The following is a 15499-nucleotide window of genomic DNA, read 5'->3' as shown; positions in this document are numbered from 1 at the left end:
CAGACTGCTTAATTGCAGTCTGCAAACCGCTCGGAACTAAGATGAATACACCGTTTGACGAAGAACCGCATCGCCGCCCCGGCCTGTTTGCAGGCCTGCGGGCGTCGTTTCTGACGGGGATTGTCGTCATTGCGCCGGTCTGGCTTACAATCTGGTTGATCTGGTCCGTGGTGGGCTGGATCGACAGTGCGGTCCTGCCGCTGGTGCCGCAAAGGTTTCAGCCGCAGGAATATGTCGGCATCAACCTGCGCGGCGTCGGGGTCATCATCTTCCTGATCTTCACGGTGATCGTGGGCTGGGTGGCCAAGGGCATACTGGGACGTTCGCTGATCCTTTTTGCAGAACGCGTTGTTGATCGGATGCCTGTCGTCCGCTCGGTCTATTCCGGGATCAAGCAAATTTCCGAAACGGTTTTTGCCCAAACAGACCGCTCGTTCGAAAAGGCTTGCCTTATCCAGTATCCGCGCCGTGGAATCTGGGCGATCGGGTTCGTGTCCACCACCGCCAAAGGCGAGGTCAGCCGTCTTGCAGAAACCGGCGGCGAACTGCTCAGCGTGTTTGTTCCGACGACCCCGAACCCCACATCCGGGTTTCTGCTGTTTTTTCCGGCCGAAGACGTCATCCTGCTGGACATGACGATCGAGGATGCCGCGAAACTGGTGATCTCGGCTGGTCTTGTCTATCCAAACGAAAAAGACCCGACCCGCCCGCCAGAGTGATCAGCCAAACATCGCACGCAGATCTACTGTGCTACGCGCACCCAGATCGGTTTTGTGGGCTGACAGAAAGCCGTCCGCGGCTGCCCGGCCAGCCTTTTTCAGCTTGTGCAGGATCACCGGGTTGGGAACGGTCTTCGTGGCAACCGACAGACTGTTCATCAACTCATTGTCTGCGATCATGTGAACCAGAACCCGGCTCATCTCACCCGCCTTCAGTTTGCCCTCACGCAACAAGCGCTGCACAAAGTCAATCGCCCTGAGTTCGCGAAACAGGGACGAATTGAAGCTGATCTCGTTGATCCGGTTCTGAATCTGCTGTGGTGTCTTCGGAACCTCGTCCCGCTCAAGCGGGTTGATGTTCACGATGACCACATCATCCGGCAACTCGTCATTGAACAAAGGAAACAGCGCAGGATTTCCCGTAAAACCTCCGTCCCAATAGGCCTCGGTTCGCCCTGATTTCGGATCGAATATCTCTACGGCCTTGAACAGCGTCGGCAGGCAGGCCGAGGCGAGTATGGCATCCGTCGATACATCTTCGCCCGTGAACACCCGGATCTTGCCGCTGCGCACGCAGGTCGCACAGACAAACAGCTGCGGGCCTTCAGTCGCGCAAATCTCGTCGAAGTCAAAACGGTCGATAACAGGCTTTAGCGGGTTCTGGTAAAACGGACCGTAGGCATAAGGCGAAACCATGCGCGACCACGCGTCGCCAATCGAATAGGGAAGCGAATACTCCATGGCCTGCGCGATCTGGGCAGGCTCCAGCGCCTGCATCCAGTTGGCGATCCGCATGTCGCCAACCGCCCCCATACGCTTCCACAATCCGTTCAGACACTCGCGCGCGCCTTCGCGCCCGGCCCGCACCATCCCGGACTTGAAAGCCGCCCCGTTTAACGCCCCTGCGGATGTGCCAGTAATTGCGGCAACCTCAATATCCTCTTCATCCAGCAACCGGTCCAGTACACCCCAGGTAAAGGCGCCATGTGCGCCGCCGCCCTGCAAAGCCAGATTGATCCGTTTCAAAAGCCCGCCCCTTCATCTTTTCCGAAATACTCCGGGGGTATGGGGGCCGCGCCCCCATGAAACACTACAGGGCAGTCCAACCGCCATCGACGGAAATCGTCGTCCCGGTAATCTGCGCCGCCGCATCCGAGCACAAAAACAAAGCCGTCCCGCCAAGTTGCTCGACCGTGGCAAACTCTTTCGAGGGCTGGCGTTCCAGCATCACGTTCTTGATCACGTCCTCGCGGCTCATGTTGTATTCTTTCATCGTGTCGGGGATTTGCGCCTCGACCAGCGGTGTCAGAACATAGCCCGGGCAAATGGCGTTGCAGGTGATCGGCTCCTGCGCCGTTTCCAGCGCAACTGTCTTGGTCATGCCGACCACACCATGTTTGGCCGACACATAGGCCGCCTTGTAGGGCGACGCCGTCAGACCATGGGCCGACGCGATATTGACGATGCGCCCCCACCCGGCCTTTCGCATCATTGGCAAAGCTGCCGCCATCGTGTGAAAGGCCGAGTTCATGTTGATCGCGATGATTGCATCCCATTTGTCGACCGGGAACTGGTCGATCGGCGCGACGTGCTGAATGCCCGCATTATTGACAAGAATGTCGCAAGCCCCGGCCTTTTCGATCAGGGCCCGGCAATCATCCCCCTTGGACATGTCGGCCTGGATATATCGCGCGTTGGTTCCGGTCTCGTTCGAGATTTCAGCAGCCAGTGCATGGTCCTCATCCCGATCGGTGAACGAATTCAAAACCACATTGGCGCCCGCCCTGGCCAGTTCGCGCGCAACGCCCAGCCCGATCCCCGAATTCGATCCCGTGATAATTGCCGTTTTTCCCGAAACGCTCATCGCCGCTCTCCTGCTGAGTCAGAATTTCCGACACAGTGCCATGCTGCACGTGCAAAGAAAACGGGGAAAGCTGGGGCCAATGCAACTCCTCTGGCACCGGCATCACCATCACAAAAAAACGCCCGCACGAAGCGGGCGTTAAGTTATTGAGGCAGGTTTCATACAGGCAAGAAACCTATCGAGCAGTGCATCCTTTATAAGCAATTCTGCGCCTTCGTCCAAGCTAAAAGTTTGATAATAAGAAAAATCATGGCTACGGTGAATCCCAACAAAATAAGGCCAGAGCAGGATTGTTTCCAAAATGAGCCCCGATTTTTCACCCTCCCTTCGTTCAATACTGGTGGGAATCACCGGCATTTTTGCGACCACATTTGCCCATGCAGATTCGTCTCATGGCATAGCTATGTATGGCGATCCCGCCCTACCACCGGATTTTGTGTCTCTGCCTTACGTGAACCCGGATGCACCAAAAGGAGGAAAGGTCGTTTTCGGGAATACCGGCGGCTATAACAGTTTGAACCCGTTTGTGCAAAAAGGCACGTCACCCTGGCAACTGAGATTCTGGACCCATGAGAGCCTGATGGGCCGATCCTGGGACGAACCTTTCACTCTTTACGGGTTGTTAGCCGAATCAGTTGAGACGGCCGAGGACCGATCCTGGGTGGAATTCACGCTGCGCGAGAACGCCCGATTCTCGGACGGCAGCCCAGTCACCGTGGACGACGTGATGTGGTCCTATGAAACTCTGGGGACCGAAGGGCATCTCCGGTATCGCGGGTTGTGGTCCAAGATCGGCAGCATCGAACAGACTGGTCCACGCTCGGTCAGGATCACATTCAACGAACCTGACCGCGAACTGGCGCTGATTGCGGGCCTGCGCCCGATCCTTCAAAAGGCCCAATGGGACGGCAAGGATTTTGCCAACGCGCAGTTGCACGATGTTCCAATCGGCTCGGGGCCTTATGTCGTCGAGGACTATGAGGCCGGGCGCTTCGTAAACCTGCGCCGCAATCCTGACTACTGGGGCAGCGATGTTCCCTTCCGCCGTGGCACCATGAACCTCGATGAAATGAGGATCGAGTTCTACGGCGATCAGACCGTGTTGTTCGAAGCGTTCAAGGCTGGGGAACTCTCCGCCATTCGGGAATTCAACGCCGACAAGTGGGACACGCAATACAGTTTCCCCGCCGCGCAGCGCGGAGACGTAGTCAAAACGGAAATCCCGCATGGCAAACCGTCGGGCATGACCGGCTTTGTGATGAACACGCGCAAGGCGCCATTCGATGACTGGCGCGTGCGCGAGGCGCTGACGCTGGCGTTCAACTTCGAATTCATCAACGACACCATCACCGGCGGTGCCCAGCCCCGGATCACCTCGTATTTCTCGGGCTCGGACCTGGCGATGCAACCCGGGCCGGCGACAGGCCGGGTCGCCGAGTTGCTGCAACCGTTTGCCGATGACCTTCTACCCGGAACGATTGAAGGCTACAGCCCACCACAAGGCGATGGCTCGGCGCGCAATCGCGCCAATATCCGAAAGGCCGCGAACCTGCTGTCCGAAGCGGGCTGGACCATTCAGGACGGTGTGCTGCGCAACCAGAATGGCGATGCTTTCGCCATGACCGTCTTGCTGCAGCAAGGCGACAGCGATATGGCCACCGCAGTCGAAATCTATTCCCGTGCACTGGAACGCCTTGGCATTCAGGTGACAACCGAAACGGTAGACAACGCGCAATACACCGGTCGCATCTCGGAACACGATTTCGATATGACGCCATTCCGAAGGGCCATGTCCCTGTCCCCCGGAAACGAGCAGCGCCTCTATTGGGGCAGCGATGGCGCGAACACGCCCGGGACCCGGAACCTGATGGGTGTCACTTCACCCGCGGTCGACGCGATGATCGATGCGATGCTGGCTTCGGAAACGCGGGAAGACTTTGTCGCGGCCACCCGCGCGCTTGACCGCACCCTGACCGCTGGCCGGTATGTCATTCCCATCTGGAACTTCGATGTCGGCCGTATCGCGCATGTGAAAGAGCTTAAGTACGCGCCAAACCTGCCCATTTACGGCGATGGCCCGCAATACATGCCCGAGGTCTGGTGGTATCAGGAATAATCTGCAGCGGGCGAACGCCTCCTCGCCCGCGTTTGTGCGGCGAAACCCTCTTTACCAACGCCTCACAACGCTCGTCTAACGTGTGCTGCCCCGGTCTTCTCGGATGGCGGTTGTCAGGAATACTTCGGCGGAAAGTGGCACATGTCAAAACACCGCAGCATATGACTGCTTACGCGACGTCCGTCGCAATATGTTGTTGGACCTTCTAATTTCAGCGAAAATTGCTCCAATGGACACAAGAACCTTTACGGATTGGGTGCCGAGCATGTAACGTGTCATCAAATCGAACCTCGGTGAACCGTGCAAAAGTTGTTGAGTTTCGGTGATATAGTTGCGGGCGGTTCGCCCTGCCCTGGTGGTTCACGGACCGGCCGCCACTCACTCCGAAACGCAGGTCCGTGGCCCGTTGCGGACGTTCCGCAGCGGGCATTTTCCATTCCGGTCATCACATCCTTAGGTGCGACATTTTGTCATGCATGTATATACCCCGCCCCTACGTAACCTGATATCTGGGGGCCGGGCAGTCCTGTAGCGCAAGAAACGGAAAGCTCGCTGATGATTATGAAATGGACAGAACTGACGCAGGACTGGAACGGATCCTTGGCGCGCGCTAAGCGGCGCTTTCCGAACCTGCGTGATCAGGATGTCGCGCATTTCCGGCAAGACAGAAAACAGTTCGAGGCTTACCTTGCGGAACGGCACCACCTGACCGTGAACGAAGCCCGGGAAGAACTGGAGGATTTCCTGTTCACCGAAAGCCTGAATCGCGAATTCGATCAGACGTTACGCAAGTGACGTCACCCACAGGATCAACGCGTCTTCGTCACTGACCGAGACGACGTTGTGACCCATGCTTCCGTCGTAATAGGCGCTGTCGCCGCGGCGCATTTCGACAGGTTCATAATACTCGGTATAAAGCCGCACGACGCCTGTCAGAACGTACAGGAATTCCTCACCATCATGACGAACCCAGCCATCGAACTCGTCCATCGAGCGGGCGCGTACGCGGGCCCGGTAGGGCAGCATTTGTTTTTTCGTCAGCGTTTCGGCCAGCAACTCATGCTCGTATGTCGTCGTGGCATGGGCCGCACCTTCCCCCATCCGTGTGACGGACATGCGTCCAATGACCTGATCGCGCTGGGGTGGCGTGAACAGTTGAGGCACCGAAATCCCCAGCCCCGTCGCGAGTTTCTTCAGGGCATCATAGGTCGGCGACATCTGACCGTTTTCGATCTTGCTGAGCGTTGAGCGCGCCAGACCAGCCTGGGTTGCCGCCTGTTCCAGCGTCCATTTGCGGGCCTTGCGCAATTCGCGCACGCGCGCGCCCAGATCCAATGGCTCGGGTTCGACATTTTCACCGGCATCGCGGGCGATACGGATCAGGGATTTCGGGTCCTGCGTTCTCATGGCACTTCTATAGGGCCGGGCCGCGCCGCTTGCAACGCGCCTTGCCCCGCGTTAGCCAGACGACATGCTGTCCATTTTTGATCAGGGTTCGCCTGCCCCTTGCCCCACTCCGTTTAACCTCGCAGCGCACGTTCTGCGCCACGCAGAGCGGATTCCGGAAAAAACCGCACTCTCCGTTCTGAATGAAACGGCGACCGAGGACTGGAGCTATCGGCAACTGCTGTCTGCCGTTTTGGGCACCGGCACAGGGTTGTTGCAGGCCGGTTTGAAACCGGGCGACATCGTTCTGATGCGCCTTGGGAATACCGTCGATTTCCCGATTGCCTACTTGGGGGCGATTGCCGTCGGTGTCGTTCCCGTTCCGACGTCATCGCAACTGACGGCGCCTGAAACGGCCCGCATGATTGACGACCTGTCTCCGGCCGCCATCCTGAAGGCACCGGATGTTGCCTGTGTCCCGCACCCCCGGCAGATCGATCTGGCAACGTTGCGTGCCATGCGTGATCTGCCGCCCGCCACCTTTGATCTCGGTAATCCGGATCGGCTGGCTTATGTGGTCTATACCTCTGGGACATCGGGCAAGCCGCGTGCGGTTGCGCATGCGCATCGCGCAATCTGGGCACGGCAAATGATGGTGGACGGGTGGTATGGGCTGCGCCCCGAGGATCGGCTGTGTCATGCCGGTGCGTTCAACTGGACCTACACGCTGGGCACTGGCCTGATGGATCCGTGGACCATCGGGGCGACGGCGCTGATCCCCGAACCGGGAACCGATCCGGCAGCATTGCCCGACTTGTTGCGGCGTCACGGGGCCACAATCTTTGCCGCAGCACCCGGCGTGTACCGAAAGATGGTTCAACGGACAGACCGGCTCAGCCTGCCCCACTTGCGCCACGGACTGTGCGCAGGCGAAAAACTGTCGCGCCACCTGCACGAACGCTGGACCGAGGTGACGGGAACCGAACTTTACGAAGCCTACGGCATGTCCGAATGCTCGACCTTCATTTCCTCCAGCCCTGAAAACCCGGCCCGGGGCGAGGCATTGGGCCAGCCGCAACCCGGTCGCAAGATCGCCATTCTGGGACCCGATGGCCCTGTTCCGCAGGGGCAGGAAGGCACAATCGCCATCCACCGGTCCGACCCCGGCCTGATGCTGACTTATCTGAACGCCCCGGATGAGGCTCAGGCCCGCATGCAGGGTGACTGGTTCCTGACCGGAGATCAGGGCGCCATGGCGGTCGACGGGCAAATCACCTACCTGGGTCGCGACGATGATATGATGAATGCGGGCGGCTATCGGGTTTCGCCGGTCGAGGTCGAGGCGGTCTTGTCAAAATACCCCGGGATCACACAGGTCGGTGCTGCGGCGGTCGAGGTCAAGCAGGACACATTTGTGATAGCTGCCTTTTACACCGGCCCCGAAACTCTGGACGAGACGGCCTTGCGTGCCTATGTCCAGAACAACCTTGCGCGATACAAACAGCCCCGCGCTTTCATACATCTGCCGGCGCTTCCCGCAGGCGGCAATGGGAAACTCCTGCGTCGCGCATTGCCGGCCTATTTCAAGGCACCGAACTCATGACCCAATCCGTCAAGCTTGATATTCTGTCCGATCCGATCTGTCCGTGGTGCTATATTGGCAAAACCCATCTGGACAAAGCGCTGGCCGCCATACCGGACCATCCTTTCGTGATCGAATGGCATCCGTTTCAACTGAACCCCGACATGCCGGACGCGGGCATGGACCGCCGAGAATACCTTGAGCGCAAGTTTGGCGGCAAGGATGGTGCCGTGCAGGCCTATGCGCCCGTAGTCGAGCACGCCGAAAATGCTGGCCTGAAAATCGATTTCGAGGGCATGAAACGCACGCCCAACACACTTGATGCGCACCGGCTGATCCATTGGGCCGGGATTGAAGGCAAGCAGGACGCGGTGGTCGACGCCTTGTTCGATGCTTATTTTGTGCAGGCACGCGACATCGGCGACCATGAGGTGCTTGCCGATATCGCCGACAGTCAGGGTATGGACGCGGCCGTTGTCATGAAGCTGCTGAAATCCGACGCGGACCGGGACGATATCCGCAACCGCGATACGCACTCACGGGAAATGGGTGTTGGGTCAGTACCGACCTTCATCGTGGCCAACAAACACGCAGTTCCTGGTGCCCAGCAGCCGGAAATGTGGGAAAAAGTCATCCGCGAAATAATGTCTCAACTTGAGGCTTCCCCTGCAAATTAGCACATAGTCCTGTGCGTTTGCGCTATAGCGCCGCCTGATTTGCCGTGATAGCGCAAGCAGGTAAGGAGTTCCCCATGACCAATCGCATGTCGCGGGGCGAGTTCATTGCTTTGATAGCAATGATGTTCGCCACGATCGCGTTCTCTATCGACTCGATGCTGCCTGCCCTGCCCGAAATCGGCGCAGAGCTCAGCCCTGATGATGTGAACCGGGCGCAACTGATCCTGACATCCTTCGTTCTGGGCATGGGGCTTGGCACATTTTTCACCGGCCCGATCTCGGACGCGCTGGGGCGCAAGTCCGTCATCTTTGGCGGTGCAGTGCTTTATATCGTGGCGTCCGCTGTTGCCTGGGCAAGTTCCTCGCTTGAACTGGTTCTAGCTGCGCGTGTTCTTCAGGGACTTGGTGCCGCCGGTCCCCGCGTGGTGGCCATGGCCATTATCCGCGACCTCTATTCCGGGCGCGAGATGGCCCGGATCATTTCGATCGCGATGATGATATTTACGCTTGTTCCCGCAATTGCGCCGATGCTGGGCGCAGGCGTGATTGCCCTGTTCGGCTGGCGCGGGATTTTCGTATCCTTCATCCTGTTCGCCCTGATTGTTGTGACGTGGATGGGAAAACGGTTGCCAGAATCGCTGGCCCGCGAAGACCGTCGCCCGTTTCGCCTGCCGCTGCTGGTAGCGGCCACGCACGAGATGATGTCACACCCAACGGTGCGCCTTTCGATATTGGTTCAGACCCTGTGCATGGGCATTCTGTTCACCATGCTGACCATGGTGCAGCCGGTCTATGACGTGATCCATGACAGTGCGGACAGTTTCCCATTCTGGTTCGGGTTTGTCGCGCTGATGTCTGGTTCGGCCAGCCTGTTGAACGCCGCGATTGTCGTCCGCGTTGGTATGCGGCGCGTGGTGACATGGGCGCTTGGGGCACAGATTCTGATCACGTCCTGCGTCATATTTCTGAATATGGCGAACCTGACGCCCGCCGCCTCATTCGCGGTGTTTGTTTTCTGGCAGACCACCATCTTCTTCATGGCTGGCGTCACTTTGGGCAATTTGAATGCCATCGCGATGGAACCGATGGGCCACATCGCAGGCATGGCGGCATCTGTGATCGGGTCGATCTCGACCGTTCTGGCCGCAGCCATCGCAGCGCCTGTGGGCCTCTTGTTCGATGGCTCAGTGACACCGCTGACAACGGGCATCCTTGCCATGTGCGTCATGGCTTTCGGCGTGATGGTTCACATGGGTCGCGTCGAAAACAGATTACTGGCCTGAGCCTGTGCAAATGCCCTGAATCACGTTAAGCTTTCCGCGATTTTCGGGGGAGTTTTCTATGAGTGATTACTATGATCTGGGCACATACTCTTGCCCCGTCACCACATCATCGGAAAAGGCGCAGCTGTGGTTCGACCGAGGTCTGATCTGGACCTACGGCTACAACCATACAGAGGCCCTGGCCTGTTTCCAGCGCGCGGCGGAACATGATCCGGACTGCGCCATGGCGCATTGGGGCGTGGCTTACGCAGCCGGACCAAACTACAACCTGCCGTGGGAATTGCTGGACGATCAGGGACAAGAGAAGGCATTGGCCGAGGCTTATGACGCCACCCAAAAAGCACTGGCGCTGGCTGAATGGTGCACTCCGGTTGAAAAGGCGCTCATCCGCGCCCTGCCCGCCCGCTATCCTCAGCGCGAGCCGATCGCGGATATGCACGACTGGGACCACGATTTTGCGGACGCGATGCGCGCGGTTTTTGCGGCTTTTCCCGATCACCTTGATCTGCGCACCATATTTGTCGAGGCGTTGCTGAACCTGACCCCCTGGAAAATGTGGGATCTGGAAACCGGAAAACCCGCCGACGGCGCCGCCACCCTTGAAGCGCAGAATACCCTGGAATGGGCCATGGGGAACGACCCGGCCGCCATGTCGCATCCGGGGCTTTTGCACTTGTATGTGCACCTGATGGAGATGTCGCCCACTCCTGAAAAAGCACTGAAAGCCGGGGACGTGTTGCGCACTCTGGTGCCGGACGCAGGTCATCTGGTGCACATGCCCACCCATATCGATGTCCAGTGCGGCCACTACCAGAACGTCACCCATTGGAACGAAAAAGCCACCGAAGCAGATTTGAAGTATTACGAACGCGAAGGTCCGTTCAACATCTACACCGGTTACCGTCAGCACAACTATCACTTCACCATCTACGGCGCGCTGTTTATGGGCCAGATGGAACCGGCCCTGCGTGCCAATCAGGGCATCTGGGACACCACGCCCGAGGAAATGCTGCGCATCGAAAGCCCGCCGATGGCGGACTATTTCGAAAGCTACATGTCCATGGGGCCGCATATCCTTATCCGTTTTGGCCGTTGGGACGAAGCCAAGGCTCTGGAACTGCCCGAAGACCCGGATCTCTACTGCACATTGACCGCGACCACGCACTACGCCCGTGCCATCGCATTTGCAGCGACGGATCAGGTGGCCGAGGCCGAAGCGGAAGAACAGAGGTTTCTTGCCGCCCGGGGCCGCGTCCCCGAAACCCGGCGACTGCACAATAATCGTGTCGTCGACCTGCTGGATATTGCAGCTGAGATGCTGCGGGGCGAAATCGAATACCGTAAGGGAAACTACGACACGGCCTATGCACACCTGCGCCGCTCGGTCGAATTGGATGACACTTTGCCTTATGACGAACCCTGGGGCTGGATGCAGCCAACCCGCCACGCGCTCGGGGCCTTGCTGTTTGAACAGGGCCACGTTGCCGAGGCCGAAGCTGTCTACCGCGAGGATCTAGGACTGGGCGGCTCGCTCAGCCGTGCGTCGATCCATCCCGACAATGTCTGGAGCCTAAGGGGGCTATACGATTGCCTGAAATCCCGAGGTGACTCCATTGAAATCAGGCAGATCAAACAAAGACTGGATCTGGCTCTGGCCCGTGCAGACCGCGCGGTCGCCGCTTCGTGCTTCTGCGCACAGTCCGCAATGAAGGCCGCCGAATGAGACTGCTCCCTGCCCTGATGCTTTTGGCCGCCGGTCTTCCCGTTCAGGCCGAACGCATGACGTTTACCCCGGTCGACCAGGCCGAACGTGACCCGACGCTGGTGACGTTCCGCGCCAACCTGCTGGCTGATATCGCGGCCCGCGACACCGAAGCGGTTGTGGCGGTGGCCTGCCCGGACATCTATCTTAGCCATGGCGGCAATGGCGGCCCCCGGGAACTCAGGGAAAACCTGACACTTCCTGCCGACACCCTGGCCGAGGAATACCGAGATCAGGCCGACGAGATGCGCGAAGCCTACTGGTCCGCCCTCGAGGAAACCCTCGCCGCGCCCGGTTATTTTGACGATCTGGGCGAATTTTGGATGCCGTATCAGTGGAAGATCGGCCTGCCCGCATCCGTCGACCCGTTCAACGCTTATTTTGTGACTGGCTCCGGGGTGTCACTGCGGGTGGGCGCAGACCGGACCGCTGACATTGTCGATCTGATAAGCCATGAGGTCGTCCTGATTAGCGAATACGATCCTGACGCCGAATACCAGAAGGTCATGCTGACCGACGGCGCGCGAGGCTTCATGCACCGCGACTACCTCTGGCCTATGACCGGTCATCGCGCGGCGCTGGTAAAATCCGACCAGGGGGAATGGCAGTTGTGCACCTTCGTGGGCGGTGACTGAGCGCGACGCTCAGACCTTGGCCTTGTTCTTCACGGCAACCACCTTCTCGGCCAGATCGCGGGCAATGGCAAACGCGCCCTTAATCTTGTCGCTGTCTTTCTTCCAATCCCTGCGCACAACAATCTTATTATCCTTGACCTTCGCCAGTCCGCGCTGGTTCTGAATGAAATCGACCAATCCCTGAGGCGAGGCGAACTTGTCGTTGTGGAACTGGATCGTCGCGCCCTTCGGTCCGCCATCCAGTTTGGCGATACCCGCCCGCTTGCACATCGCCTTGATACGCACGACCAGCATCAGGGTGTTCACCTCTTTCGGAAGCGTGCCAAAGCGGTCGATCAATTCGGCTGCAAAACCTTCCAACTCGACCTTGGTCGAGAGCGACGAGAGGCGGCGATACAAGCCCAGCCGCACATCCAGATCCGGCACGTATTCTTCGGGGATCAAAACCGGCACGCCCAGATTGATCTGTGGCGCCCACTGGTCGTCAGCATCAGACAACCCTTCCATCTCACCGGCTTTGATCTTGGCAATCGCTTCTTCCAGCATCGACTGATAGAGTTCATAGCCCACGTCGCGCATCTGACCCGACTGCTCCTCGCCCAGCAGGTTGCCTGCACCACGAATGTCCAGATCCTGGCTGGCAAGGGTGAAACCTGCGCCAAGCGTATCCAGCGAACCCAGAACGCGCAGGCGTTTTTCAGCCGTGGCGGTCAGCTTCTGGCGTGGCTTGGTGGTCAGATAAGCATAGGCGCGGGCCTTCGAACGCCCGACCCGGCCCCGTATCTGATACAACTGCGAAAGGCCGAACATATCCGAGCGGTGCACGACCATGGTGTTTGCGGTCGGGATATCCAGACCGCTTTCCACAATCGTCGTGGCCAGCAGCACATCATATTTGCCGTCGTAGAACGCATTCATCCGGTCATCAAGCTCGCCAGCCGCCATTTGCCCATGAGCGATGACATAAGTCAGTTCCGGCAGCTGTTCTTTCAGGAATTCCTCGATCTCGCGTAGATCGGATATTCGCGGCACCACGTAGAAGCTCTGCCCACCCCGATAATGTTCGCGCAGCAGCGCCTCGCGGACAGTGACCGCATCGAATTCGCTGACATAGGTACGGATGGCCAGACGGTCGATAGGCGGGGTGCCGATGATCGAAAGATCGCGCACGCCCGTCAGCGACAGTTGCAAAGTACGCGGGATCGGCGTGGCCGTCAGGGTCAGCACGTGAATGTCCGAGCGCAACTGTTTCAGACGCTCTTTATGCGCCACTCCGAAATGCTGTTCCTCGTCGATAATCAGTAGGCCCAGATTGTTGAACCGAATACCCTTGGCCAGCAACGCATGGGTGCCGACCACGATATCAATCGTTCCCCGCGCCAGTCCGTCCCGGGTTTGCTGCGCCTCTTTGGCCGAAACAAAGCGTGAGAGCTGCCGGACCTCCAGGGGGAACCCTCTGAAACGGTCCCTGAAGCTGGCCGCGTGTTGGCGGGCCAGCAGCGTCGTGGGCGCAACAACCGCCACCTGAACACCGGACATGGCAGCGACAAATGCCGCGCGCATTGCGACCTCGGTCTTGCCAAAACCCACATCGCCGCAGATCAGGCGGTCCATCGGCGCCCCTGAATGCATGTCCTCCATCACCTCGGCAATGGCGCGCAACTGGTCGTCGGTTTCCTGATAAGGGAAACGGGCGCTGAACTCCTCCCACGCATGCGGCGGCGGGTCCATGACCGGAGCCTTGCGCAGGGCGCGTTCGGCGGCGATACGGATCAGCTTGTCCGCCATTTCGCGGATGCGTTCTTTTAGCTTCGCTTTCTTGGCCTGCCAGGCGCCACCGCCCAAACGGTCCAGCAGACCTTCTTCGTGGCCGTATTTTGACAGCAACTCAATGTTTTCAACCGGCAGATACAGTTTGGACTGTTCCGCGTATTCCAGCAGAAGGCATTCGTGCGCGGCCCCCGCCGCCGTCACCACTTCCATCCCCATGTAGCGACCGATGCCGTGGTCGACATGAACAACTAGATCACCGGGGCTGAGGGATTGGGTCTCGGTCAGGAAATTCTCGGCCTTGCGGCGTTTTCTTGGCTGCCGGATCAAGCGGTCGCCCAGAACATCCTGTTCTGCAATCACCGTCAGACCGGGGGTTTCGAACCCGTGCTCCAGCGCCCAGACAGCCAGGTACAACCCGCGCTTGCCGATGCGAGTGCCGTCCTTCACCGGGATCGCCTCGGCCAGGCCTTCATCCTCGATCAGACCAGTCAGGCGTTCGCGGGCACCGTCGGAATAGGACGCGATCAGAACCGGCCCCTTGGCCAGTTTATCGGTGATGTGACTGGCCAGTGCGCCAAACAGGCTGATGTTTTCCTGCTGTCGTTCGGGGGCGAAATTGCGCCCGATCCGGCCACCTGCGTCGATCACGCCCGGTCCGCTTGCCTGCGGCAACGGGCTGAACTGCATCACGCGCCGGTCTGCAACAGCCTGTTCCCAGGCCCCGTCATCCATGTACAGCAAGGCTGGCGGAGTTGGCTTGTAGACCGTGTCCATGCGCGACCGGTTTTCCAGCGCCAGCCTGCGGGTTTCATACTGATCAGCAATACTGTCCCACCGGGCCAGCCGCGCGGGCGTTACCTGATCATCCAGCAGGATCGTCGCACCGGACAGATAATCGAACAGTGTCTCCAGCCGGTCATGGAAGAAAGGCAACCAGTGCTCCATCCCCTGATGCTTGCGCCCGGCGCTGACCGCTTCGTAAAGCGGGTCGTCCGTACCTGCGGCGCCGAACTCAATACGATAGTTCTGACGGAACCGGGTGATCGCGGCCTCGTCCAGAATGACTTCAGATACCGGGGCCAGTTCGACAATTTGCAGTTTCTCGGTGGTGCGTTGCGATACCGGGTCGAACCGGCGGGCACCGTCCAGCACATCGCCAAACAGGTCCAGACGAACGGGGCCGGATTCACCGGGTGGGAATATGTCGATGATCCCGCCCCGGATGGCATAGTCGCCGGGCTCCATTACAGTGGGGCTTTGGGTGAACCCCATGCGAACCAGAAAATTGCGCAATGCGTCTTCGTCAATGCGATGCCCGACCCGCGCGGTAAAGGCCGCTTCACGCAGGACCTCACGGGCCGGCACGCGCTGGGTTGCGGCATTCAGGGTCGTCAACAGCACGAATTGCTGCGGCATCTGATGCACCAGCGCCGCCAGGGTCGCCACCCGTGTGGCCGAAATATCGGCGTTGGGCGAAACCCGATCGTAAGGCAGGCAATCCCAGCCGGGAAACACAAAGACCGGCATTTCCGGCGCAAAAAAGGCCAGCGCGGCCCGCATCGCCTCCATCCGCTTGTCATCACGTGCGACATGGGCCACCGGACCGCCGGTCCGCGAAATCTCTTTCAGAACAAGCTGCGCGTCAAACCCTTCGGGGGCTCCGCCAACTGTTACGTGGTCCGCAGCCTTCATCGCCTCGCCT

12 protein-coding genes are annotated in these 15499 nt (G+C 59.2%); 8 read left to right on the top strand and 4 right to left on the bottom strand.

The window, feature by feature from the left end; genetic code table 11:
* Positions 1–41 precede the first annotated feature (41 nt).
* Positions 42–719 (top strand): DUF502 domain-containing protein, encoded by a 678-nt coding sequence (locus ACR1XU_RS02600; protein ID WP_170610807.1) that lies wholly within the window; start codon positions 42–44, stop codon positions 717–719.
* Here the strand turns inward: ACR1XU_RS02600 and ACR1XU_RS02595 are convergent, their stop codons facing one another.
* Together ACR1XU_RS02595 and ACR1XU_RS02590 are read right to left on the bottom strand one after the other, a co-directional pair.
* Complete coding sequence (locus ACR1XU_RS02595) at positions 720–1745, bottom strand: patatin-like phospholipase family protein (RefSeq protein ID WP_480905463.1); 1026 nt, start codon at positions 1743–1745, stop codon at positions 720–722.
* A 64-nt stretch (positions 1746–1809) separates the two neighbouring features.
* Complete coding sequence (locus tag ACR1XU_RS02590) at positions 1810–2583, bottom strand: 3-hydroxybutyrate dehydrogenase (RefSeq protein ID WP_170610802.1); 774 nt, start codon at positions 2581–2583, stop codon at positions 1810–1812.
* Between the two features lie 301 nt (positions 2584–2884).
* Here ACR1XU_RS02590 and ACR1XU_RS02585 point away from each other — a divergent pair, with 301 nt between their 5' ends.
* A complete protein-coding gene (locus ACR1XU_RS02585; RefSeq protein WP_480905459.1) occupies positions 2885–4699 on the top strand; it encodes an extracellular solute-binding protein in 1815 nt (604 codons plus the stop codon).
* A gap of 555 nt (positions 4700–5254) precedes the next feature.
* Entirely contained in the window at positions 5255–5494 is a 240-nt protein-coding gene (locus tag ACR1XU_RS02580) for a hypothetical protein (protein ID WP_480490055.1), read from the top strand.
* Here ACR1XU_RS02580 and ACR1XU_RS02575 read toward each other — a convergent pair.
* Complete coding sequence (locus ACR1XU_RS02575) at positions 5483–6106, bottom strand: XRE family transcriptional regulator (protein WP_170610796.1); 624 nt, start codon at positions 6104–6106, stop codon at positions 5483–5485. The genes ACR1XU_RS02580 and ACR1XU_RS02575 overlap by 12 nt on opposite strands.
* Positions 6107–6170: 64 nt before the next feature.
* On the opposite strand from ACR1XU_RS02575, the gene ACR1XU_RS02570 reads away from it, so the two are divergent.
* The 5 genes from ACR1XU_RS02570 to ACR1XU_RS02550 all read left to right on the top strand — a co-directional run bounded on the left by ACR1XU_RS02570 (position 6171) and on the right by ACR1XU_RS02550 (position 12024).
* Positions 6171–7688, top strand: a complete 1518-nt coding sequence (locus tag ACR1XU_RS02570; RefSeq protein WP_480905455.1) for a class I adenylate-forming enzyme family protein — start codon at positions 6171–6173, stop codon at positions 7686–7688.
* Positions 7685–8344 carry a DsbA family oxidoreductase gene (locus ACR1XU_RS02565; RefSeq protein ID WP_170610790.1) on the top strand — a complete coding sequence of 220 codons (660 nt, stop codon included), beginning with the start codon at positions 7685–7687 and terminating at the stop codon, positions 8342–8344. The genes ACR1XU_RS02570 and ACR1XU_RS02565 overlap by 4 nt, the downstream gene beginning before the upstream one ends.
* Before the next feature lie 74 nt (positions 8345–8418).
* A complete protein-coding gene (locus ACR1XU_RS02560) occupies positions 8419–9627 on the top strand; it encodes an MFS transporter (protein ID WP_480905452.1) in 1209 nt (402 codons plus the stop codon).
* A gap of 58 nt (positions 9628–9685) precedes the next feature.
* A complete protein-coding gene (locus ACR1XU_RS02555; protein ID WP_480811647.1) occupies positions 9686–11350 on the top strand; it encodes a tetratricopeptide repeat protein in 1665 nt (554 codons plus the stop codon).
* A complete protein-coding gene (locus ACR1XU_RS02550; protein WP_480905448.1) occupies positions 11347–12024 on the top strand; it encodes an SH3 domain-containing protein in 678 nt (225 codons plus the stop codon). Before ACR1XU_RS02555 ends, ACR1XU_RS02550 begins: the two co-directional genes overlap by 4 nt.
* A gap of 9 nt (positions 12025–12033) precedes the next feature.
* Here the strand turns inward: ACR1XU_RS02550 and mfd are convergent, their stop codons facing one another.
* Positions 12034–15489: a transcription-repair coupling factor gene (gene mfd / locus ACR1XU_RS02545; RefSeq protein WP_480905445.1), complete on the bottom strand. Its 3456-nt coding sequence runs from the start codon at positions 15487–15489 to the stop codon at positions 12034–12036.
* Positions 15490–15499: the final 10 nt, after the last annotated feature.

Source organism: Ruegeria sp. D1(2025), from assembly GCF_056536425.1.
Note: the sequence above shows the minus strand (reverse complement) of the source record. Positions and strands in the feature narration are given on the sequence as shown.